Origin of the sequence: Pseudomonas sp. G.S.17, from assembly GCF_038096165.1 — a bacterium.
Lineage (GTDB): Bacteria > Pseudomonadota > Gammaproteobacteria > Pseudomonadales > Pseudomonadaceae > Aquipseudomonas.
In genome coordinates, this window is sequence record NZ_CP151076.1 from 5339393 (window position 1) to 5361577 (window position 22185).

Below are 22185 nucleotides of genomic sequence, written 5' to 3' on the forward strand. Positions count from 1 at the left end.
AATCCGCACACAAGAAAAAGGGGACCTCGCGGCCCCCCTTGAAAATTTCGTCCTGGCTCAACGCTTGTGGCGTCGGCTCACCTCATGCCGTCTTCTGGACAGTATGTAGCCCGGGGGCCTTGCCAACCCTTTGGGGCTGGAGGCCGCAGCTGGCCTGATTTGGCGAGCCGCGCTGGACGCTATGTCCGGGCAGTGATTCTGTTTAAAAGAATAGGCCTGAGACACCAGCAGGGGATTGCTAAAATTGCTCAATAAAACATCACTTGCGCAATTTTTAACTTCAGATAGATAATTCAGCGCAATTTAACCTAGAAAGGCGATCTTAGTGAGCAAACTCGACAGGTACGACTTGAGTATTTTGGCTGAATTGCAGCGTGACGCGCGCATCTCCAATCAAGAACTGGCTGAACGCATCGGCCTGTCGCCTTCGCCTTGCTCGCGCCGGGTCAAGCAGCTTGAAGATGATGGCTATATCGTCCGCCAGGTCGCCTTGCTGGACCGCAAGAAGCTGGGATTGAACCTTACCGCTTACGTCTTGATCGGCATGGATCGACACACGCCCGAGCGATTCGAGAACTTCGAGATGCACATTCGCAACCTGCCCCAAGTGCTCGAGTGCAGCCTGGTGACGGGAATGGACGCCGATTATCAGCTCAAGGTCGTGGTGTCTGACATGGATCACTATCAGAAACTGCTGCTGGGCCACCTTACGCGCATTGAAGGCGTGACCAGCGTCCGCTCGAGCTTTGTGCTCAATCAGGTGCTGGCCAGTACCGAACTGCCGCTGATCCACCTGCGCAACTGACCGGGCGCGCCATCGAGCCGCATGGGAGGGATCGCACAGTTCCCGTATAATCGCCGCCCACTGCCTTTGTACTGGAGATGAATAATGGATCCTGCGGTTTTCGAAGAGTGGATGATGACGATCCTGGTCACCATCCTGATCGGGTTCATGGGCTTCATCGTCTGGGACCTGGCGAAGAAATCCAAGGCCGGCAAATTCGGTACCTTCATCCTGTTCTTCGTACTCGGACTCGGGATCATGGCCTTCGTGATCAAGACCGTGGTGATTGCTTACCTGGAGAGTTGATGATCCGTAGGACCGGCTTTAGCCGGGAGGCCAATACCACTAACCAAGCAGATGTATTGAATGCAAGGAAGTCCTCCCGGCTAAAGCCGGTCCTACAGAGGCACTTCCCGCCATTGCCCTTGATCCAGCCCTTCCAGCGTCCAGTCACCAATCCTGACCCGCACCAGACGCAGCGTAGGCAAGCCCACGGCGGCGGTCATGCGCCGCACCTGGCGGTTGCGGCCTTCCTTGATCACCAGTTCCAGCCAGCTGGTCGGTATGCTTTTACGAAAGCGCACCGGCGGGTTGCGTGGCCAGAGTTCCGGTTCGTCCAGCTGACGAGCCTGCGCGGGCAGCGTCGGCCCGTCGTTGAGCTGCACGCCGTCGCGCAATTGCTGCAACTGCTCGGCGCTTGGCTCGCCTTCGACCTGTACCCAGTAAGTTTTCGCCAGCTTGTGTTTCGGATCGGCGATACGCGCCTGTAGCTGACCGTCATTGGTCAGCAGCAACAATCCTTCGCTGTCCCGGTCCAGCCGTCCGGCCGGGTAAATACCGGGAATTTCGATGAAATCCTTGAGCGTCGCCCGCCCTTCTCCGTCACTGAACTGGGTCAGTACGTCGAAAGGTTTGTTGAACAGAATCAGCTTCGGTTCGGCGGGCGGAGCTTTGGCGATACGACGGCCAGCGCCAGGGCTGGCGGGCGCAGGACGGCGAGAAACGGGGCGTTGAATGCGGGACATGACAGTTCAGGATTCGGCAAACAGAAAGGGCCACTTTAATGGCCCTTTCGTTAATTACCTAACCGATCAACGGAACGGCGGCTCATCGAAGCTGCGCAATTTGCGCGAGTGCAGCGAATTCAGCTCGGTGCGCAGCAGATCCAGCGCAGCGATGCCGATCTTCAAATGCTGGCTGACCGCACGTTCGTAGAACGCATTGGCCGAGCCCGGCAACTTGATTTCGCTGTGCAACGGCTTGTCCGAAACGCACAACAACGTGCCATAAGGCACCCGTAAACGGTAACCCTGGGCAGCGATGGTGCCGCTTTCCATGTCCACGGCAACCGCCCGCGACAGGTTGATCAACGGACGCTCCTGAGCCCAGCGCAATTCCCAGTTTCGGTCGTCGTAGGTCAGGACCGTGCCGGTGCGCAGGCGCTTCTTCAGATCATCGCCACGTTCGCCGGTGATTTGCGCCGCCGACTCCTGCAAGGCGAGCTGCACTTCGGCCAGGGCCGGGATCGGAATATGCGGCGGCAGCACACGGTCCAGAATCCCGTCGCGACGCATGTAGGCGTGAGCCAGCACGTAGTCGCCGATGGTCTGGGATTGGCGCAGCCCGCCGCAGTGGCCGATCATCAGCCAGCAATGCGGACGCAACACCGCCAGGTGATCGGTGATGTTCTTGGCGTTGGACGGGCCGACGCCGATATTGACCAGCGTCACGCCATGGCCGTCTTCGGCAATCAGGTGATAGGCCGGCATCTGGTAGCGATGCCAGACCACACTGGCGACGATGGCCTGCGCCTCGCCGTGATCCATGCTCTTCTCGACCACGACGTTGCCCGGCAAGACCATGCGTACGAAACGCGGGTCTTCGCGGAGTTTTTCCAGGCCGTGGACGATGAACTGGTCAACGTAACGGTGGTAGTTGGTCAGCAGGATCCACGGCTGGACGTGACGCCAGTCGCTGCCGGTGTAATGCACCAGGCGCCGCAACGAGAAGTCCACGCGCGCGGCATCGAACAACGCCAGCGGCAACGGATCAGTGTTGGCCCAGTCGTACAGGCCATCGGCGATGCCGTCGGTGGCGGCGGACAAATCAGTGCTGGGGAAAACCCGCGCCAGCGCTGCAGCGGTCACGCCGGAACCGGCCAGCTCGTCACCCTGCTCGACCACATACGGATAAGGAATATTCTGCTCGCTGACGCCGACTTCCACCGTGATGGTGAAGTCGTTCATCAGTGGCACCAGCTGTTCCAGCAGGTATTTGCGGAAGGCTGCGGGGTGAGTCACGGTGACGCTGTAAGTGCCCGGCAGCTGGACTTTGGCGTAAGCCCGAGTGGTCAGCGGCACTTCGCCCTGACACAGATAAGTCAGACGAATCTCCGGATAACGGAACAGCGCACGCTGCTCGGCATCAGGTTCGACACGGTCTTTGAGATAACGCTTGAGGGCCTGGCTCAGCGCATCGGTCGCGGTCTTGTGCAGTTCGGCGAGCCGATCAACGGCTTGTTCGGCAGTTTCAACGACAATAAACGCTGGGGTCACGATTCGTATCCTTCTGATCTTGCAGGCCTCCATCTTGCCTGCATCGTCGAGGGAAGGCACTAGCCGCAACGCAGATCCAACGGGTTTTGCGTCTTAAAGAACCTGCGGCGCAGACCTCGCCACCAGCGCTTCGACATCCACGCCTCTGGGCAGCGCGCCATATACACCGCTGCGTGACGCCAGGCGGCTGGCGATGAAGCCGTCGCTGACCACGGAATTACCCGCTTCAAGCAATAACTTGGCCTGCAAGGCCAGGGCAATGTCTTCAGTAAGCTGGCGGGCGCGATACTGGATATCGCTGGTATCGCGCAACGCTGCCTTGAGCCGGTCGATGTGCATCGCCAGGTCCTGATCGCCGTGGCCGTCGCCCAACTCGGTGAACAACGCATCCAGCACGCCGGGTTCCTTGGACAGCGCGCGCAGTACATCAAGGCATTGCACGTTGCCCGAGCCTTCCCACGTCGAGTTGACCGGCGCTTCGCGATACAGGCGCGGCAGGATGCTTTCTTCGACATAACCTGCGCCGCCCATGCATTCGGCAGCTTCATTGATCATCGCCGGGGCGCGTTTGCAGATCCAGTATTTGCCCACCGCCGTGACCAGCCGGGCGAAACGCGCCTCGTGGGGATCCTGCAAGTTATCCAAAGCGCGACCCATGCGCAGGGTCAGCGCCAGCGCAGCTTCGCTTTCCAGTGCCAGGTCGGCCAGGACGTTCTGCATCAATGGCTGCTCACTGAGCACGCGGCCGCCCACGGTTCGGTGCGCGCAGTGATGGCTGGCCTGGGTCAATGCCTGGCGCATCAGGGCGCTGGAACCGACCATGCAATCGAAGCGGGTCATGGCGACCATTTCGATAATGGTCGGCACACCGCGACCTTCTTCGCCCAGCATCCAGGCAAACGCGCCGCGAAATTCGACTTCGCTGGAGGCGTTGGACCAATTGCCCAGTTTGTTCTTCAGGCGCTGTATGTAGAACTCGTTGCGCGTGTCATCCGGGCGATGACGCGGCAGCAGGAAACACGTCAGGCCCTTGTCAGTCTGCGCCAGGGTCAGGAAGGCATCGCACATTGGCGCCGAGCAAAACCATTTGTGTCCGACCAGCTCATACGCCTGACCTGGCCCACCGGCGCCGACCGGATAAGCCCGAGTGGTGTTGGCCCGCACGTCGGTGCCGCCCTGTTTTTCGGTCATAGCCATGCCGATGGTCACGCCCGCCTTGTGCGCCATACCGACGTTACGCGGGTCGTACTCGGTGGCGAGAATCTTCGGCAACCAGCTTTGCGCGAGATCCGCCTGCATGCGCAGCGCCGGAACGCTGGCGAAGGTCATGGTCAACGGGCAACCGCTGCCGGCCTCGGCCTGACTGTGCAGATAGCTCATGGCGGCCCGTGCCACGTGCGCGCCGGGTTGCGGATGAGTCCAGGGCAAGGACGGAATGCCATGTTCCACCGCCGTGCGTATCAGTTGATGGTAAGCCGGGTGAAACTCCACCAGATCGAGGCGATGCCCGTAGCGGTCATGGCTGACGAACACAGGTTTGTTCTGATTGGCAAGAAAACCCGCCTCCATCAACGGTCCGCCCGCCAGCGCGCCATAGGCGTCGAGCCGCGCCTCGGCCCAACCCGCGCCGAACCGCTCGGACCAGTCTTGCAAAGGCAAGTCGATGCGATACAGGTTACTGCCGTCCAGCGACGGCGGCTGATTGGTCACTTCGTGGGTTTCGGCGAACTGATGCAGGTTCATGACGGGGGCTCCTGTTGACGGAACACGGCTGCGGGACACAGTGCCGCAGGTCCATAAATCGCAGTGAACCACGCAGCCCGGTGTTTAAAAAGTGCCGTACCTGACTAAATATCGGCGCTTTTGCCCTGCGAATCGGACGCTAGAGGATTTCCCGACGTTCCTGCGAGTGCAGCTGCGCCTGACGGGAAAGCACCCGCAACGGCACGCTCAGCGTGAAACAGCTGCCGCGTCCGGGTTCGGACTGATGACTGAGAACGCCGCCCTGCAACTCGATCAATTGGGCGCAGATTGCCAGGCCGATGCCCAGCCCGCCGTACTCGCGCGTCATGGAGCCATCGACCTGGAAAAAGCGCTGATAAGGGACGGCTTCGTTCAATCGAGTGAAACCAATGCCGCTGTCGATCACCTCAATCTTGACCTGGAAAGCGCCGGTACCCGCGGGCACGCCCGCGACGCGCACCTGGATGAAACCGGTCCCGGTGAACTTGAGGGCGTTATCCAGCAGGCATTCCAGGCATTGGCGCAATTTGCCGGGATCACCTTGCACGTTGTCCGGCAAAGGCTCGTCCAGCTCCAGTACGAATTCCAGGCCCTTCGCTTGGGCCAATGGGCTGAAATCAGCCGCCATCGACTGCAACAGCGCACGCAGATTGAACGACTCGGCAGCCACGCCAACCCGCCCGGCGCGTAACTCGGTAAGGGTCAGGATGCCGTTGACCAGACGCATCATGTTTTGCGCCGAACAGGCTGCGGTCTGCTGATAGGACTCAAGCTCCGAGTCCATTTTCACGGTCTGCATGAGCTCAAGAGAGCCGATCACCCCATTCATTGGCGTACGCAGTTCGTGGGTCAGCGTGGCGAGAAACTCATCCTTGAGGCGATTGCTGGTGGCCAATTGCTCATTCAGCCGCTCCAGCTTTTCACCGGTTTGGTGCAGCACCCGCGCCTGTTCGTCACGGGCATGGTTGATGCGCGCGGCCAGCGCCATCGACAGCAGCGCGACTTCCAGTGCGGAGCCGATCTGATTGGCAAACATCGTAAAAAAGGTATTGGGCAGATAGCCCATCAACATGCAGGTATGGATGGCACTGCCGACCAAAAAAGCCGACCAGGCGATGACAAAGTACCGCGCGACGTACACGCCTTTGAAGATTGCGGCGAATCCGGCGGCAAAAATCACCAGCGTGCAGGCCAGCACCAGAATGTTCGCCAGGCGCAAGGCGAGGCTGTAATCAGGGTTGAGCGCCAGCACTGCCACCAGTCCGGCGAAGCCCATCAGCAGCGCCAACGCACGATCGACCCAGCGCCCGACGGCAGCAGTGTGCAGAAATGAGCGGGCGAACTGGCAGGCGAACAGCATCGACGCGCCGATCAAAAACGGCGGGGCCGCGTTGGCCCACCAAGTGTTATCCGGCCAGAGAAATTCGACACCTGTGCCATGGACCGCCAATTGATAGAGCCCGAACGGCGCGATGTAGAGGATGTAATACAAATAGCTGGCGTCGCGCATGCCTATATAAATGCACAGGTTGTAAACCAGCATGACCAGCAACACGCCATACAACAAGCCGAGAAAGTACAGCCGGGCCGGCTGGTCTTCCAGATACGCGCGAGCAGACCAGAGACTCAACGGCACCTGGATCGAACCCAGACTGGCCACCCGCAGATAGACCGTCCTGCTCTGCTCGGGCAGGACACTGAACTCGAACAGGTAATTGTTCTGTTTTAACTGGCGGCTGGAAAACGGCAGCATGTCGCCGGTACGGTTAACCAGCCGTGCGGTGCCGTAGTCATCGGTAAGATAAAGATCAACGTGATCCAGCGCCGGGAAGGCCACTTCCAACAGCCAGTCCCGATGCGCAGCGGAATCGTGGGGCCGGTAGTGCAGATCAACCTTTAGCCAGAATGCCGAGCGCGAATAGCCAGCATTCAAGGTCGCGCGCTTCAGCGGCTTGAAATGCGCGGCCATGGCCGACGAACTGACACTCTCTATCGTCGCCTGGCCGCTGGGGTCTTCAAATACTTGCGCCTTGGAACCCAACGCGAGGGTGCGGGTGCTTTCGTCGAATTCGACGGCGGCGGCCCAGACCGGCAACAAGGCGACCAGCAATAACAGCAAATAGCGCATACGGCCCCGGCGAACAGTTCAGATCGTGCGAATACTCCTTCCACTGGAGCTTCGGTACCTGCGAATTCGTTTTATTGGAATAGGTCCGGATCGTCCTTGAAGCCTTCGTCTCAGTGTGGCTTTCGTTTGTTGTGACTCTGTTTACCGGCAGGTTGCTTACCCACTACGACAAAGGGTCACGCGAAATCCATCCTGTGATCAGAGTGCTGACAGCATAGCTGGCAATGGGGATTGGATACCAACAGTTTGCAATCTTCGCAAAGGCTCTATTCCGGCACTCTCCGCTCAAACACGAAATTTTTCTGTGGGGATTTTCACTCCCGGCGTATAGAAATAGCGATTTGGCTTGCAGGAAAATTCCGAGGTCGGCGAGGGCCGCGCAAAACGTTTAGTGGTAAGCTCGCGCACCATGAATATCTATAGCTCCCGCCCCGTTGTCCTCTGTCTCTCCGGCCACGACCCTAGTGGCGGCGCCGGCTTGCAGGCAGATATCGAAGCCTTGCTCGCCCAGGGTTGCCACGCCGCTCCAGCGGTCACCGCGCTGACCGTTCAGGACACCGTGAATGTCAGCGATTTCCGCGTACTGGATCGCGAGTGGGTGCTGGCGCAAGCCAATGCCGTGCTCAACGATTCCACTGTCGCGGCGGTCAAGCTCGGCATGCTCGGCTCTCTGGAAATGGTAGAAACAGTCGTCGAACTGCTAAAGGCGCATCCGCACCTGCCATTGGTCTGCGACCCTGTGCTGCGCGCAGGCGGCGGCGGGCGGCTCGGCAAGGATGAAGTCGGTTACGCCATGCGTGAACGACTGCTGCCACTGGCCACCATTGCCACGCCGAACCTGCCAGAAGCCCGGATTCTCGCCGAGTTGCCCGAGGGCACCGCAGATGAATGCGCGGCCAGGCTCCTGCCCTATTGCGAGCACTTGTTGATTACCGGCGGTCATGGCGACGAGCAGGAAGTCCACAACCGTCTTTATATACGTAATGGCGAAACCCGGACCTTCACTTGCCAGCGTCTGCCTGGCAGTTATCACGGTTCCGGTTGCACGCTGGCCAGTGCCCTGGCTGGCCGTCTGGCGCATGGTGAAGAGCTGGTCAGCGCGGTGAAATCTGCACTCGACTACACTTGGCGCACGCTGCGCGACGCCGATCAGCTGGGCAAGGGACAATTCGTTCCGCGCCGCCTGCCGCTGGATTTTTGTTCGTAACGCCACGTCATGAGGCTCAATCAATGAAACTACGTGGCTTGTATGCCATTACCGACAGCCAGCTGTTGGCGGGCAAGTTTTTGTCTTACGTCGAAGCCGCACTTGAAGGCGGTGTCACGCTGTTGCAGTACCGCGACAAGGGCAGTGATGAGTCACGCCGACTGCGCGAAGCCACTGCCCTGCTCAAGCTGTGCGAACAGTACAAGACCCGGCTGATCATCAACGACGACGCTGAACTGGCCTCGCGCCTGGGCGTCGGCGTGCATCTGGGCCAGACCGATGGCTCGTTGACGCTGGCGCGCACCATCCTCGGCCGCGAGGCCATTGTCGGCGCCACCTGTCATGGCAGCCTGGAGCTGGCCGAACAAGCCAAGGCTGATGGTGCCAGTTACGTGGCGTTCGGGCGTTTCTTCACGTCCAACACCAAACCCGACGCCCCAGCCATCGCGCTGGAGATCCTGGAACAGGCCCGCGCACGTTTTCACTTGCCGATTGCAGTGATAGGCGGCGTCACCCTGGAGAATGCTCCGCAACTGGTCGCCCACGGCGCCGATCTGCTGGCGGTGGTCCACGGTCTGTTCGGTGCTGATACCACTCAAGAAGTCACCCGCCGCGCCCGCGCCTTCAATGCCTTGCTGAAACGGGCCTGATTTCTTTTCCTGAATCAGGCCCCGCCCCCTATTTCGTTTAAACGTAGAGACCTGCACATGTCCCGTTCTGAAACATTGTTCGCCAACGCTCAAGTCCATATTCCCGGTGGCGTGAACTCGCCGGTTCGCGCTTTCAAAAGCGTGGGCGGCACGCCGTTGTTCTTCAAGCATGCGGCCGGCGCCTACGTGACAGACGAAGACGACAAGCGTTACGTGGATTACGTGGGTTCCTGGGGGCCGATGATTCTGGGTCATGGTCACCCGGATGTGCTCGACGCGGTACGCAATCAGCTGCAACACGGCCTGTCCTACGGCGCGCCGACCGCCATGGAAACCGAGATGGCGGATCTGGTCTGCTCTATCGTGCCCTCCATGGAAATGGTACGCATGGTCAGCTCCGGCACTGAAGCGACCATGAGCGCGATCCGTCTGGCACGGGGATACACCGGCCGCGACAGCATCATCAAGTTCGAAGGCTGCTACCACGGCCATTCCGACAGCCTGCTGGTCAAGGCCGGTTCCGGTGCGTTGACCCTGGGCGTGCCAAGCTCGCCGGGCGTTCCGGCAGCATTCGCCAAACACACCCTGACCGTGCCGTTCAACGACCTTGAAGCAGTCAAAGAGCTGCTGGCCGAGGTGGGTCCAGAAGTAGCGTGCATCATCGTCGAGCCGGTTGCCGGCAACATGAACTGCGTGCCGCCTGCGCCGGGTTACCTGCAAGGCCTGCGCGATCTGTGCGACGAACATGGCGTGGTGTTGATCTTCGACGAAGTAATGACCGGTTTCCGCGTCGCTCTCGGCGGCGCCCAGGCTTACTACAACGTAACGCCTGACCTGAGCACCTTCGGCAAAATCATCGGCGGCGGCATGCCGGTCGGCTGCTTCGGCGGCAAACGCGAAATCATGTCGCACATCGCCCCGCTCGGCCCGGTTTATCAGGCGGGCACGCTGTCCGGCAACCCGCTGGCCATGGCTGCCGGCCTGACCACGCTGCGCTTGATCAGCCGTCCGGGTTTCCACGACGAACTGAGCGACTTCACCCGTCGCCTGCTCGAGGGCCTGCAACAACGCGCCGATGCCGCCGGTATCCCGTTCGTGACCACTCAGGCGGGCGGTATGTTCGGCTTGTATTTCAGCGACGTGAAAGAGATCGTCACCTTCAAGGATGTGATGACCAGCGACGCCGATCGCTTCAAGCGCTTCTTCCACCTGATGCTTGAAGGCGGCGTGTACCTGGCGCCAAGTGCCTTCGAAGCCGGCTTCACTTCCATCGCTCATGGCGACGAAGAGCTGAAGCTGACGCTGGATGCGGCCGAGAAGGCGTTTGCGGCACTGAAATAAGCCTGAAAAAACCTTCGTAGGACCGGCTTTAGCCGGGAGAGCGCCGCCATGATAGACACACCTTCAGCGTCTGCTTCATCGCCTTCGCGGCTAAAGCCGCTCCTACGGACGGCCAATCTTCAGCAAAAACAGGCATTTCAAGCCCGTGCAGCAGAAAATCCGTAAAGACTTTGTAAGGTTGGCCTCGCTTATTTCATAATGCGCAGCCAGCACGTTTAGCTGGACGGGTACGCCCGCACCTTTTTCAGAGGTAAGTCGATTCCCATGAACCGCACCGGCCGCACCCTTGCATTGGGCTGCCTGTTGCTTATTCATCCCCTGCTGGCGGACGCAGGCGGCAACTCGTTGTTAATCCCAGCGGTGGGTCGTTGCACCCTCAATACCCAGCCAGACAACCTGCCTGCGGCGCTTTCGGCGTGCAAACAGGCTGCGCAATCCGGGGATGCACAAGCACAATACGAGTTGGGTGAGTTTTACCACGACGGTAAACACGCGCCACGTGACCTGCCTCAAGCGCTCAATTACTTCGAGCAGGCCTCGTTGCAGGGCCATCCGCAGGCGCAATATCAGCTGGGCCTGATGTTCTCCAAGGGCGAAGGCGTGCAGGCCAATAACATTCAGGCGTATATCGTGCTGAAGATGGCCGCGGTCAACGGCTCCGAAGATGCACTGGACGCAGCCGATGAAGTGTCCGAACGCATGCAGCGCGACGAACTTGAAGTCGCTACCCAGGTGCTGGGCCAGATCTTCCGCAAATATCTGCTGGAACTGCAAACAGCTGAAGGTCGTACGCCGTTTGCGCCGCTGCCGTAAGCAAGCGGCAATCGCTCAACTCGATAACTGGCTGATCACTTGTCCGGCATCGGCATCGGAAACGGCATCACGTTGCTGGTGCCGCGCGCTTCGCTGATTTTCGGCGTGCCGACCCGCTCGACTTCGTCGATGCGCACGATGGAATGCATTGGCACGAAACTGCGCACCACGCCCTCGAACTGCGCCTTGAGCTTTTCTTCGCTCGGATCCACCACGACGGTCGTGCGCTCGCCGAAGACGAACTCTTCTACCTCCAGGAAACCCCACAGATCGCTTTGATAGATCTGCTTGGCATACATCTCGAATACCTGTCCCTGGTTGAGGAAAATCACCTTGTAGATTGGAGCTTCGCGTTTGGTCATAAAGGGCGGGCAAGAGTCGGCGATATAAAAGAGGGCGCGAACTATAGCATGCCCGCTGGACAGGGAATGGTAGGAACCGGCGTGCTTCATCACTATAATGCGCGGTTCTTTGAACCACCTGATGACGTACGCATGGCCAAGAAGCTTTATATCGAAACCCACGGTTGCCAGATGAACGAGTACGACAGCTCGCGCATGGTCGACCTGCTGGGCGAACATCAAGCCCTGGAAGTCACCGCCCGCGCGGAAGATGCCGACGTCATCCTGCTCAACACCTGCTCGATTCGTGAGCGCGCCCAGGATCGGGTGTATTCCCAGCTGGGCCGCTGGCGTGAGCTGAAACTGGCCAACCCGGAGATGGTCATCGCCGTCGGCGGTTGCGTGGCCAGCCAGGAAGGTGCGGCGATTCGTGACCGCGCGCCCTACGTGGACGTAGTATTCGGCCCGCAAACCCTGCACCGCCTGCCGGAAATGATCGACGCCGCACGCCTCACGCGCCTGCCGCAGGTCGATGTCTCGTTCCCGGAAATCGAAAAATTCGACCATTTGCCCGAGCCGCGCGTCGATGGCCCGAGCGCTTATGTGTCGGTGATGGAAGGCTGCAGCAAGTACTGCACGTTCTGCGTGGTGCCTTATACGCGCGGCGAAGAAGTCAGCCGGCCGTTCGACGACGTGGTCGCGGAAGTGTTTCACCTGGCAGAAAACGGCGTGCGTGAAGTCACGCTGCTGGGCCAGAACGTCAATGGCTATCGCGGCACCACCCATGATGGGCGGATTGCCGATCTTGCCGACCTGATTCGGGTCGTCGCGACCATCGACGGCATTGATCGCATCCGTTACACCACGTCGCACCCGCTGGAGTTTTCCGACAGCCTGATCCTGGCCCACGCCGAAGTGCCAGAACTGGTCAAACACCTGCATTTGCCGGTGCAATCGGGTTCGGATCGGATCCTGGCGGCGATGAAGCGCAATCACACGACGCTGGAATACAAGTCCAAGCTGCGCAAGCTCAAGGCTGCGGTTCCGGGCATCAGCATCAGCTCGGACTTCATCGTCGGCTTCCCCGGAGAGACCGAAAAAGACTTCGACAACACCATGAAGCTGATCGAAGACGTCGGTTTCGACTTCTCGTTCTCGTTCATCTATAGCCCGCGCCCCGGCACTCCGGCCGCCGACCTGAAGGACGAAACTCCCGAAGCGCTGAAAAAAGAGCGCCTGGCTGCGCTGCAACATCGCCTCAACCAGCAAGGTTTCGAGATCAGCCGCCAGATGGTTGGCAGCACCCAGCGCATCCTGGTCACCGACTATTCGAAGAAAGACCCCGGCGAACTCCAGGGCCGCACCGAGAACAACCGCATCGTCAACTTCCGCTGCGACAACCCCCGGCTGATCGGCCAGTTCGCCGACGTGCATATCGATGACGCGCAACCGCACTCGTTGCGGGGGTCGTTGTTGAATTGAGAACGCAGCCAAATCCGTAGGACCGGCTTCAGCCGGGAGGGCCAGAGCTCTGACCAAAGAGCTGCTGTGAATGCACCCGCCTCCTCCCGGCTAAAGCCGCTCCTACGGGATACGCTCCAATTCAAAATGGTTGTTGGCGAGCCTGCGCACAACCTTTCTCAAGTCAAAGCTTTCGCACTCGAAGCGCTGGGGTTATCCTTCGTTTCACCTTAATTGCCCCAGGGCGGCTAAAAACGACCTTGAACGCACCAGTCGAACCACATCGTTTTATCCTCGAACCCTTCGAGGCTCATCGCTTCGCAAATCTGTGCGGGCAACTCGACGAGCATTTGCGCTTGATCGAACAACGCCTGGACATCGAAATCCGCAATCGCGGAAACCAGTTCGAGCTGATTGGCGAGCCTAAACACACCACCTCGGCCGAGAATCTGCTGCGCCGCCTGTACCGGGAAACCAAAGGTACCGAGCTGTCGCCGGATATGGTTCACCTGTTCCTCCAGGAATCAGGCGTCGAGTCGCTGGACAATCACCCTGCCGCCGAACCCGGCGTGGCGCTGCGTACCAAAAAGGGCATGGTTCGCCCGCGCGGCCTGAACCAGCAGCGTTACGTCAAGGAAATCCTCGGCAACGACATCAACTTCGGCATCGGCCCGGCGGGTACCGGCAAGACCTATCTTGCCGTGGCCTGTGCCGTGGACGCGCTGGAGCGGGAACAGATCCGACGCATCCTGTTGGTGCGCCCGGCGGTCGAAGCGGGTGAAAAACTCGGCTTCCTGCCCGGCGATCTGGCACAGAAGATCGACCCGTACCTGCGCCCGCTGTACGACGCGCTCTACGAAATGCTCGGTTTCGAATACGTCGCCAAGCTGATCGAGAAGCAGGTCATCGAAGTCGCTCCGCTGGCCTACATGCGCGGCCGGACGCTGAACAACAGTTTCATCATTCTCGACGAAAGCCAGAACACCACTGTCGAGCAGATGAAAATGTTCCTGACCCGGATCGGCTTCGGCTCCACAGCCGTGATCACCGGTGACATCACTCAGGTCGACCTGCCCAAAGGCACGAAGTCGGGCCTGACCCATGTCATCGATGTGCTCAAGGATGTGCCGGGCATCAGCTTTACGCACTTCAAGCCCAAGGACGTCGTTCGCCATCCGCTGGTGCAGCGCATCGTCGAAGCCTACGAGCGCTTCGAAGACCGCTTCAGCGACGAGCCGCCGGCTGGCGCCAATTCCTCTCGGGAATACCGCCGCGATGCTTGAGCTGGACCTGCAACTGGCAAGTGAAGCAAGCGCCCCCAGTGAAGCCCAGTTCCGCCTTTGGTGCGAAATGGGCCTGCGCCAGCGCAGTGCCGATTCCGAGCTGACCATTCGGCTGGTGGATGAAACTGAAGGCCGCGAGCTTAATCACACTTGGCGACACAAGGATTACGCAACCAACGTGTTGTCGTTCCCGGCAGATGTCCCCGACGAGCTGCTGGATATCCCGCTGCTCGGCGATCTGGTCATCTGCGTGCCTGTTGTGACGCGCGAAGCGCAGGAACAAGGCAAGGAACTGGACGCACACTGGGCGCACCTGGTGATTCATGGCTGCCTGCATCTGTTGGGTTTCGACCATATCGACGATGAAGAAGCCGAAGAAATGGAAGCACTGGAACGAACGTTGCTTACGCAGTTGGGCTATCCCGACCCGTATGCCGACGACGAAAGCGCCGACCATCCACATTCAGCAACACCAAGCAAGGACCACGAGTAAGGGCTATGAGCGAAGACCGATCGAGCAACGGGCAAAAGTCATGGCTGGGTAAACTGACCCAGGCTTTTGCCCACGAGCCGAAAAACCGCCAGGAGCTGCTTGAGCTGCTGCGCGAAGCCCATCAAAACAAGCTGCTGGACAGCGAAGCGCTGGCCATCGTCGAAGGCGCCATTCAGGTGGCTGACCTGCAAGTACGCGACATCATGGTGCCGCGCTCGCAGATGATCAGCATCAAGGCGACCCAGACTCCACGCGAATTCCTGCCTGCTGTCATCGATGCCGCGCACTCGCGCTACCCGGTGATCGGCGAAAGCCACGACGACGTGCTTGGCGTTCTGCTGGCCAAGGATTTGCTGCCCCTGATCCTCAGCGAGAACGGCAGCGAAGGCGACATCAAGAAATTGCTGCGCCCCGCGACCTTCGTTCCAGAGTCCAAGCGACTGAACGTGCTGCTGCGTGAATTTCGCGCCAACCACAATCACATGGCCATCGTCATCGACGAATACGGCGGCGTGGCGGGTCTGGTGACCATCGAAGACGTTCTGGAGCAGATCGTCGGCGATATCGAGGACGAGCATGACGTCGAGGAAGACAGCTACATCAAACCGCTGCCCAGCGGCGACTTCCTGGTCAAGGCGCTGACGCCTATCGAGAGCTTCAACGAGTTTTTCGACAGCGAGTTTTCCGATGACGAGTTCGACACCGTCGGCGGTCTGGTAATGAGTGCGTTCGGGCATTTGCCCAAGCGTAACGAAATCACCGTAATCGGCGAGTATCGTTTCCGGATTCTGAACGCTGACAGCCGTCGAATTCACTTGCTGCGCCTGAGTCCGCTCTCGCGCTCGTAAAAAGTCCTACCCGCTTTAAGGAAAGTACATGCGTTGGATCACCCGCCCCGGCTGGCCCGGTAACTTGCTGGCCGCGGTGGCCGGCGCGCTCACCACGCTGGCCCTGGCGCCTTTCGACATCTGGCCGCTGGCGCTGGTGGCATTGGCGATGTTCTATCTGGGCTTGCGTGACCTGAGCCCTCGTCAGGCGCTGGGCCGAGGCTGGTGTTTCGGTTTCGGCCTGTTCGGCGCGGGCACCAGCTGGATCTACGTCAGCATTCACAATTTCGGCGGCGCTTCAGTATTGCTGGCCGGTTTCCTGATGCTGCTGTTTATCGCCTGCATCGCCTGGTTCTTCGCCCTGCCCGCGTGGCTCTGGGCGCGCTGGATTCGCCGCACCGAAGCGCCCCTCGCGGACGCCCTCGCCTTCGCCGCCTTGTGGCTGGCGCAGGAAGCCTTTCGCGGCTGGTTCCTGACCGGTTTCCCGTGGCTGTATTCCGGTTATAGCCAGCTCGATGGCCCGTTGGCAGGCCTCGCGCCGATCGGCGGCATGTGGCTGGTGTCCTTCACCCTCGCCTTGACGGCGGCTCTGCTGTGCAACCTGTCCCGATTGCGGGCGCGCAAGTCGTTTCTGGCCGCTGGCGTGGTGTTGCTGCTCGGCCCGTGGATCATCGGCCTCGCGTTGAAGAACTACGCCTGGACCGAGCCGTCCGGCGCGCCGCTGAAGGTCGCCGCCCTGCAAGGCAATATCGAACAAAGCATGAAGTGGGACCCGGAGCAGCTCAACGCGCAACTCGCGCTGTATCGCGACATGACCTTCCGCTCGCAACAGGCTGATCTGATCATCTGGCCGGAAACCGCAGTGCCAGTGCTCAAGGAGTCGGCGGAAGGCTATCTGGCGATGATGGGCAAGTTCGCCGCCGACCGGGGCGCGGCCCTGATTACCGGCGTGCCGATTCGGCAGATCGGTGGGCATGGGGAAAAACGCTTCTACAACGGCATCACAGTGGTTGGCGAAGGCGACGGCACTTACTTGAAGCAGAAACTCGTGCCGTTCGGCGAATACGTTCCGCTGCAGGACATTCTGCGCGGCTTGATCGCCTTCTTTGATCTGCCGATGTCAGACTTCGCGCGCGGCCCGAGCGATCAGCCGATGCTGCAAGCCAAGGGCTATCAGATCGCACCGTTCATTTGTTACGAAGTGGTCTATCCCGAGTTCGCGGCAGGTCTATCAGCGCGGAGCGATTTGCTGCTGACGGTGAGCAATGACACCTGGTTCGGCACGTCGATTGGGCCGTTGCAACATCTGCAAATGGCGCAGATGCGCGCGCTGGAAGCCGGTCGCTGGATGATCCGCGCGACCAATAACGGCGTCACCGGGCTGATCAATCCGTTCGGCAAGATCACCGTGAAGATTCCGCAATTCGAACGTGGTGTGCTGTATGGCGAGGTCGTGCCCATGCACAACCTCACGCCTTACCTGCGCTGGCGTTCCTGGCCGTTGACGATCCTGTGCATCGCGCTGATCGGCTGGGCGCTGGTGGCGAGCCGGATATCCAAGACGGTTTGAGGCATGTAAAGCTGCTGTACAGACTGCGTAGGACCGGCTTCAGCCGGGAGGCCAATGGTGCAGACGATACAGATTTTTGTATGCACCGACCCTCCCGGCTAAAGCCGGTCCTGCGAAAAAATCGCGCTCTCAGCGATACAACACCCGATACGCCCACAACCCCACCGCTTCATTCAGCAACTGGCCGCTCTGCCACACCGCCCGGCTTTCCGGCAGCCAGCCGCCGAACGGCACGGCGTTGTCGCGGCCGAGGAAACCCACCGGGGCGCTGATCACGGTGAAACCGGCGTGCTCAAAACTCCAGCGCGAGCGCGGCATATGCCACGCCTGCGTCACCAGAATGATGCGCTTGATGCCCAACGGCTGAAGCACCGCTGCGCTCATGGTGGCGTTTTCCCAGGTGGTGCGGCTCAAGCCTTCCTGCCAGTGCACCGCAACACCGAAGTCACGCTCCAGAGATTGCGCCATGATCGCCGCCTCACTCGGCGGCTCGCCATAGTGCAGCCCGCCGCTGGTCAAGACGGGCAAACCCGACGCTTTCGCCAGTTGCGCCGCGTAACGCATGCGTTCCAGCTCCACGCCGGTGGGGATATCCTCGCCCCAGGTCGGGTCCTTGCGCTCGCGGCCCGAGCCCAGAATCACAATGGCATCCGCCTGCTGCGCCAGGTTCGCCCATTGATCCCGGGGCAATGGCACGTCCTGCTCGATCCCGTGCGCAGCCCACTCGACGACAATCGGCAAACTCATCAGCCACAGGCCACCGACGCCGATGGCAAAACAGGCAGCCGCCAGACGCGGCCGGGAACGACGCAACCACCAGGCGAGCAGCAGCAACAGCAAGAGAACGCCGGGCGGCAGCAGCAGGGTTTTAAGCAGATAACGAATAGGCATCGAGCATCTCCAGAGATGCTCGAAGCCTAAGAGGATTGACGTTAAGCGACAATGCTTAAAGCAGCAGGCGCGCAGCCTGCATCAGGTTCTAGCGTTTAAAAAAATTGCTTGAACTGTAACGACTCAACTTTGCCGATGCCTTGGCGCGTTTCTGATCTTTCAGCCAGATGACCTTGGCTGAAGGTTGCGGCGTCGATACCGGCCCAGCGGGTTCCCGTGAAGCCATGAAGCTGCCCTTCAACTCGCCGGTCAATACAGTAACCGGCGCTGGTTTGCCTTTTCCAAGATACGCTTCAATAAGCTCGAATTCAGCATGACTAAGGCCGCGCAATTCCAGCTCCTGAGGGAGTTCGTTTCGCAGACGGACCGAAGTTTTCGCTATCTCCAAGGCAAGCCCCAGTCGATTAATCAAACGTTCATACAGCTCAGGGTTTGTTTCTGTGTGCTGCAACTCTGTCATCCGTTCACCTCATCGAAGATAAAACATACCCTCGACATTGAGCTTAGCGCCGCTGTCAAAACCGGCCGGTTGCAGCGACCAACGGCGGCGGCGAGGCGCTGATCGGGGCTTCTCGACGCATCAGCCAAGCAAACAGCGTTTCCCTCGATAGTCGGCGCTCATGTATGCTACGGCGCTTCCTGTAATTCCACTTCCGCTCTCTTGAGCTGGAACGCACCGCGCAGGCAGTCCCTTTTGTCCGGCAGCGGTGCCGACCTGACTCGACGAAGCAACGAAGAGGTCAAGGGTCACCAATTCTTAGTAAAAAGTAGCCATGCACGAACTCTATCAGCCCCGCGAAATCGAAGCCGCCGCCCAAACCCTTTGGGACGAGCAAAAGTCTTTTGAAGTCAGTGAGCAGCCAGGCAAGGAAACGTTCTACTGCCTGTCGATGTTTCCTTACCCTAGCGGCAAGCTGCATATGGGTCACGTGCGCAACTACACCATCGGTGACGTGATCGCCCGCTACCAGCGCATGCAAGGCAAAAACGTCATGCAGCCCATGGGCTGGGACGCATTTGGCATGCCGGCGGAAAACGCCGCGATGAAAAACAACGTCGCGCCGGCCAAGTGGACCTACGAAAACATCGCCTACATGAAGACCCAGCTGCGCAGCCTGGGCCTGGGCGTCGACTGGTCCCGCGAGATCACCACCTGCAAGCCGGATTACTACCGCTGGGAACAATGGCTGTTCACGCGCCTGTTCGAAAAAGGCGTGATCTACCGCAAGAACGGCACCGTGAACTGGGATCCGGTCGACCAGACCGTCCTGGCCAACGAACAAGTCATCGACGGTCGCGGCTGGCGTTCGGGCGCGATCATCGAGAAACGCGAAATCCCGATGTATTACTTCAAGATCACCGCTTACGCGGAGGAGCTGCTGACGGGTCTCGACGAGTTGCCGGGCTGGCCTGAACAGGTCAAGACCATGCAGCGCAACTGGATCGGCAAATCCCGCGGCATGGAAGTGCAGTTCCCGTACGACCAGGCGTCCATTGGCGAAGCCGGCGTATTGAAAGTCTTCACCACCCGTCCGGACACCCTGATGGGCGCGACCTACGTCGCCGTGGCTGCCGAGCATCCGCTGGCGACCTTGGCTGCCCAGAACAATCCCGAGCTGCAAGCCTTCATTCACGAATGCAAGAGCGGCAGCGTCGCGGAAGCCGACGTCGCGACCCAGGAGAAAAAGGGCCTGCCGACTTCGCTGTTCGTCGAACACCCGCTGACCGGTGAGAAACTCCCGGTGTGGGTCGCCAACTATGTCCTGATGCATTACGGCGACGGCGCGGTCATGGCGGTTCCTGCCCATGACGAACGCGATTTCGAATTCGCCACCAAGTACCACCTGGCGATCAAGCCAGTGGTGCGTACCAGTGCCGGCGATGAAACGCCAGCACCTTGGCAGGCTGCCTACAACGAACACGGTCAGCTGATCAATTCCGGCGAGTTCGACGGCCTGGACTTCGCTGGCGCGTTCGACGCGATTGAAGTCGCGCTGATCAAGAAAGGCCTTGGCGAATCCCGCACCCAGTTCCGCCTGCGCGACTGGGGCATCAGCCGTCAACGCTACTGGGGTTGCCCGATCCCGATCGTGCATTGCGACACCTGCGGCGACGTGCCGGTCCCTGAAGACCAACTGCCCGTCGTGCTGCCGGAAGACGTCGTACCCGACGGCGCCGGTTCGCCGTTGGCGCGCATGCCTGAATTCTACGAGTGCAGCTGCCCGAAATGCGGCGCACCGGCCAAACGCGAAACCGACACCATGGACACCTTCGTGGAGTCCTCGTGGTACTTCGCGCGTTACGCCTCACCTCATTACGAAGGCGGCATGGTTGACCCGGTCGCAGCCAACCACTGGCTGCCGGTAGACCAATACATCGGCGGCATCGAACACGCGATCCTGCACTTGCTCTATGCGCGCTTCTTCCACAAGTTGATGCGCGACGAAGGCCTGCTCAGCTCCAATGAGCCGTTCAAGAACCTGCTGACCCAAGGCATGGTCATCGCCGAAACCTATTACCGTCTTGAGGCCAACGGCAGCAAGACCTGGTTCAACCCGGCTGACGTCGAGCTGGAACGCGACAGCAAGGCCAAGATCATTGGCGCCAAGCTGATCAGCGATGGCCTGCCGGTCGAGATCGGCGGCATCGAGAAGATGGCCAAGTCGAAGAACAACGGCGTCGACCCACAGTCGATGATCGATCAGTACGGCGCAGACACCTGCCGCCTGTTCATGATGTTCGCTTCGCCACCTGACATGAGCCTGGAATGGTCCGACTCCGGCGTCGAAGGTTCGCACCGTTTCCTGCGTCGCGTCTGGCGTCTGGCGCAAGCCCATGTTGCGCAAGGCCTGCCGGGCGCACTGGACATCGCCACGCTGAATGACGAGCAGAAAGTCATTCGTCGCGCCATTCACCAGGCGATCAAGCAAGCGAGCCAGGATGTCGGCCAGCACCACAAATTCAACACCGCCATCGCGCAAGTGATGACCCTGATGAACGTTCTGGAAAAAGCCCCGCAGGCTTCGCCTCAGGACCGCGCCTTGCTTCAGGAAGGTCTGCAGACCGTCGCCCTGCTGCTGGCACCGATTACGCCGCACATCAGCCATGAGCTGTGGACCGAACTGGGCCACAACACGCCGATCATCGATGCGGGCTGGCCGATTCTGGACAAGACCGCGCTGGTGCAGGACAGCCTGCAACTGGTGATTCAGGTCAACGGCAAGCTGCGCGGCCACATTGAAATGCCTGCCAGCGCGACTCGCGAAGAAGTCGAAGCGGCGGCCCGGATCAACGAAAACGTCTTGCGCTTCACCGATGGCCTGACCATCCGCAAAGTGATCGTGGTGCCCGGTAAACTGGTCAATATCGTCGCAAGCTGATGGGATCAAGCGCCTGGTATCGACCGGGCGCTGAACATATTTCCAGGGACGCACTGTCGGCCCATACGGTTTCAAGGGGAGCATCAAGATGATCAAACGCAATTTGCTGGTTATGGGCCTCGCGGTGCTGTTGAGCGCCTGTGGCTTCCAGCTGCGTGGCACCGGCAGTAACGAGATCGCGATCAAGGAACTGGATCTGAGCGCGCGTAACGCTTACGGCGAAACCGTGAGCCAGCTGCGCCGTGTTCTGGAAGGCGGTGGCGTCAAGGTCTACACCGGCGCGCCATACAAACTGGTCCTGACCGACGAGCAGGAATCCCAGCGTACCGCGAGCTATTCGGGCTCCGCGCGCTCGGCTGAATACTCCCTGACTACCGTACTCAACTATGAAATCCACGGTGAAAAAGACCGCCTGCTGACCGGTGGCAAAGTCCAGACCGACAAAATCTATGTGCATGACGGCAATAACCTGATCGGCTCCGATCAGGAAGCTGCGCAGATCCGTAAGGAAATGCGTAACGAACAAGTGCAGAAGATGGTCGCTGCGCTGAGCCGTCTGTCGCCAGCGCGCCTGGACGAACTCCAGCAGAAAGCCGATGCCGTTGCCAAGGCCGAAGCCGACGCACTGGAAGCCGCACAGAAAGTCCGCGACGAAACACCGCAACAGTCGCCTATCGAAATCCCGTCGCGCTAAATGTTTGGGGCCAGCTTGCTGGCC

General features: G+C 60.0%; 19 protein-coding genes and 1 pseudogene. 13 read left to right on the forward strand and 7 right to left on the reverse strand.

The window, feature by feature from the left end:
• Positions 1-325 precede the first annotated feature (325 nt).
• Positions 326-805, forward strand: coding sequence for an Lrp/AsnC family transcriptional regulator (locus tag AABC73_RS24770; protein WP_065833732.1), 480 nt, complete (start codon positions 326-328; stop codon positions 803-805).
• An 84-nt stretch (positions 806-889) separates the two neighbouring features.
• Positions 890-1090: a DUF2788 domain-containing protein gene (locus AABC73_RS24775; RefSeq protein WP_341521352.1), complete on the forward strand. Its 201-nt coding sequence runs from the start codon at positions 890-892 to the stop codon at positions 1088-1090.
• 92 nt (positions 1091-1182) lie between these two features.
• Here the strand turns inward: AABC73_RS24775 and AABC73_RS24780 are convergent, their stop codons facing one another.
• The 4 genes and pseudogenes from AABC73_RS24780 to AABC73_RS24795 form a co-directional block, all read right to left on the reverse strand.
• Complete coding sequence (locus AABC73_RS24780; protein WP_341524328.1) at positions 1183-1743, reverse strand: pseudouridine synthase; 561 nt, start codon at positions 1741-1743, stop codon at positions 1183-1185.
• 132 nt (positions 1744-1875) lie between these two features.
• On the reverse strand, positions 1876-3372 hold the full coding sequence (gene amn, locus AABC73_RS24785) for an AMP nucleosidase (protein WP_341524329.1): 1497 nt from the start codon (positions 3370-3372) through the stop codon (positions 1876-1878).
• A gap of 60 nt (positions 3373-3432) precedes the next feature.
• The gene (locus AABC73_RS24790; protein WP_341521353.1) at positions 3433-5082 is read right to left on the reverse strand and encodes an acyl-CoA dehydrogenase family protein; all 1650 of its coding nucleotides are present in this window, start codon (positions 5080-5082) and stop codon (positions 3433-3435) included.
• Positions 5083-5284: 202 nt separating this feature from the next.
• Positions 5285-7210, reverse strand: a pseudogene (locus AABC73_RS24795) (sensor histidine kinase); the annotation flags it as partial.
• Positions 7211-7619: 409 nt separating this feature from the next.
• On the opposite strand from AABC73_RS24795, the gene AABC73_RS24800 reads away from it, so the two are divergent.
• From AABC73_RS24800 to AABC73_RS24815, 4 genes are all read left to right on the forward strand, one after another.
• Entirely contained in the window at positions 7620-8417 is a 798-nt protein-coding gene (locus AABC73_RS24800) for a hydroxymethylpyrimidine/phosphomethylpyrimidine kinase (protein WP_341521354.1), read from the forward strand.
• Between the two features lie 23 nt (positions 8418-8440).
• Entirely contained in the window at positions 8441-9067 is a 627-nt protein-coding gene (thiE, locus tag AABC73_RS24805) for a thiamine phosphate synthase (protein WP_341521355.1), read from the forward strand.
• A gap of 57 nt (positions 9068-9124) precedes the next feature.
• On the forward strand, positions 9125-10408 hold the full coding sequence (gene hemL, locus AABC73_RS24810; RefSeq protein WP_341521356.1) for a glutamate-1-semialdehyde 2,1-aminomutase: 1284 nt from the start codon (positions 9125-9127) through the stop codon (positions 10406-10408).
• A 264-nt stretch (positions 10409-10672) separates the two neighbouring features.
• The gene (locus tag AABC73_RS24815; RefSeq protein ID WP_065833724.1) at positions 10673-11221 is read left to right on the forward strand and encodes a tetratricopeptide repeat protein; all 549 of its coding nucleotides are present in this window, start codon (positions 10673-10675) and stop codon (positions 11219-11221) included.
• Between the two features lie 35 nt (positions 11222-11256).
• Here the strand turns inward: AABC73_RS24815 and AABC73_RS24820 are convergent, their stop codons facing one another.
• A complete protein-coding gene (locus AABC73_RS24820; protein WP_065833723.1) occupies positions 11257-11583 on the reverse strand; it encodes a DUF1820 family protein in 327 nt (108 codons plus the stop codon).
• Between the two features lie 132 nt (positions 11584-11715).
• Here AABC73_RS24820 and miaB point away from each other — a divergent pair, with 132 nt between their 5' ends.
• The 5 genes from miaB (at position 11716) to lnt (ending at position 17196) form a co-directional block, all read left to right on the forward strand.
• On the forward strand, positions 11716-13044 hold the full coding sequence (gene miaB, locus AABC73_RS24825; RefSeq protein WP_341524330.1) for a tRNA (N6-isopentenyl adenosine(37)-C2)-methylthiotransferase MiaB: 1329 nt from the start codon (positions 11716-11718) through the stop codon (positions 13042-13044).
• Between the two features lie 239 nt (positions 13045-13283).
• Positions 13284-14306, forward strand: coding sequence for a PhoH family protein (locus AABC73_RS24830; protein ID WP_065833722.1), 1023 nt, complete (start codon positions 13284-13286; stop codon positions 14304-14306).
• Positions 14299-14799, forward strand: a complete 501-nt coding sequence (ybeY, locus tag AABC73_RS24835) for an rRNA maturation RNase YbeY (protein WP_341521357.1) — start codon at positions 14299-14301, stop codon at positions 14797-14799. The genes AABC73_RS24830 and ybeY overlap by 8 nt, the downstream gene beginning before the upstream one ends.
• Before the next feature lie 5 nt (positions 14800-14804).
• Complete coding sequence (locus AABC73_RS24840; protein WP_020289585.1) at positions 14805-15647, forward strand: HlyC/CorC family transporter; 843 nt, start codon at positions 14805-14807, stop codon at positions 15645-15647.
• Positions 15648-15675: 28 nt separating this feature from the next.
• Positions 15676-17196: an apolipoprotein N-acyltransferase gene (gene lnt / locus AABC73_RS24845; RefSeq protein WP_341521358.1), complete on the forward strand. Its 1521-nt coding sequence runs from the start codon at positions 15676-15678 to the stop codon at positions 17194-17196.
• Positions 17197-17325: 129 nt separating this feature from the next.
• On the opposite strand, the gene AABC73_RS24850 is transcribed toward lnt, so the two are convergent.
• Together AABC73_RS24850 and AABC73_RS24855 are read right to left on the reverse strand one after the other, a co-directional pair.
• The gene (locus AABC73_RS24850) at positions 17326-18087 is read right to left on the reverse strand and encodes a YdcF family protein (protein ID WP_341521359.1); all 762 of its coding nucleotides are present in this window, start codon (positions 18085-18087) and stop codon (positions 17326-17328) included.
• Between the two features lie 88 nt (positions 18088-18175).
• Positions 18176-18547, reverse strand: a complete 372-nt coding sequence (locus AABC73_RS24855; protein ID WP_020289588.1) for a hypothetical protein — start codon at positions 18545-18547, stop codon at positions 18176-18178.
• 313 nt (positions 18548-18860) lie between these two features.
• Here AABC73_RS24855 and leuS point away from each other — a divergent pair, with 313 nt between their 5' ends.
• Together leuS and lptE are read left to right on the forward strand one after the other, a co-directional pair.
• Positions 18861-21467: a leucine--tRNA ligase gene (gene leuS, locus AABC73_RS24860; protein WP_341521360.1), complete on the forward strand. Its 2607-nt coding sequence runs from the start codon at positions 18861-18863 to the stop codon at positions 21465-21467.
• A gap of 88 nt (positions 21468-21555) precedes the next feature.
• Positions 21556-22161, forward strand: a complete 606-nt coding sequence (gene lptE, locus AABC73_RS24865; RefSeq protein WP_341521361.1) for an LPS assembly lipoprotein LptE — start codon at positions 21556-21558, stop codon at positions 22159-22161.
• Positions 22162-22185 lie beyond the last annotated feature (24 nt).

Bases quoted from the DNA above. Each gene is read 5' to 3' on its own strand.
- AABC73_RS24775 (WP_341521352.1), top strand. From the start codon at position 890: ATGGATCCTGCGGTTTTCGAAGAGTGGATGATGACGATCCTGGTCACC.
- amn (WP_341524329.1), bottom strand. From the start codon at position 3,372: ATGGAGGCCTGCAAGATCAGAAGGATACGAATCGTGACCCCAGCGTTT.
- AABC73_RS24790 (WP_341521353.1), bottom strand. From the start codon at position 5,082: ATGAACCTGCATCAGTTCGCCGAAACCCACGAAGTGACCAATCAGCCG.
- AABC73_RS24800 (WP_341521354.1), top strand. From the start codon at position 7,620: ATGAATATCTATAGCTCCCGCCCCGTTGTCCTCTGTCTCTCCGGCCAC.
- thiE (WP_341521355.1), top strand. From the start codon at position 8,441: ATGAAACTACGTGGCTTGTATGCCATTACCGACAGCCAGCTGTTGGCG.
- hemL (WP_341521356.1), top strand. From the start codon at position 9,125: ATGTCCCGTTCTGAAACATTGTTCGCCAACGCTCAAGTCCATATTCCC.
- AABC73_RS24815 (WP_065833724.1), top strand. From the start codon at position 10,673: ATGAACCGCACCGGCCGCACCCTTGCATTGGGCTGCCTGTTGCTTATT.
- AABC73_RS24820 (WP_065833723.1), bottom strand. From the start codon at position 11,583: ATGACCAAACGCGAAGCTCCAATCTACAAGGTGATTTTCCTCAACCAG.
- miaB (WP_341524330.1), top strand. From the start codon at position 11,716: ATGGCCAAGAAGCTTTATATCGAAACCCACGGTTGCCAGATGAACGAG.
- ybeY (WP_341521357.1), top strand. From the start codon at position 14,299: ATGCTTGAGCTGGACCTGCAACTGGCAAGTGAAGCAAGCGCCCCCAGT.
- AABC73_RS24840 (WP_020289585.1), top strand. From the start codon at position 14,805: ATGAGCGAAGACCGATCGAGCAACGGGCAAAAGTCATGGCTGGGTAAA.
- lnt (WP_341521358.1), top strand. From the start codon at position 15,676: ATGCGTTGGATCACCCGCCCCGGCTGGCCCGGTAACTTGCTGGCCGCG.
- AABC73_RS24850 (WP_341521359.1), bottom strand. From the start codon at position 18,087: ATGCCTATTCGTTATCTGCTTAAAACCCTGCTGCTGCCGCCCGGCGTT.
- AABC73_RS24855 (WP_020289588.1), bottom strand. From the start codon at position 18,547: ATGACAGAGTTGCAGCACACAGAAACAAACCCTGAGCTGTATGAACGT.
- leuS (WP_341521360.1), top strand. From the start codon at position 18,861: ATGCACGAACTCTATCAGCCCCGCGAAATCGAAGCCGCCGCCCAAACC.
- lptE (WP_341521361.1), top strand. From the start codon at position 21,556: ATGATCAAACGCAATTTGCTGGTTATGGGCCTCGCGGTGCTGTTGAGC.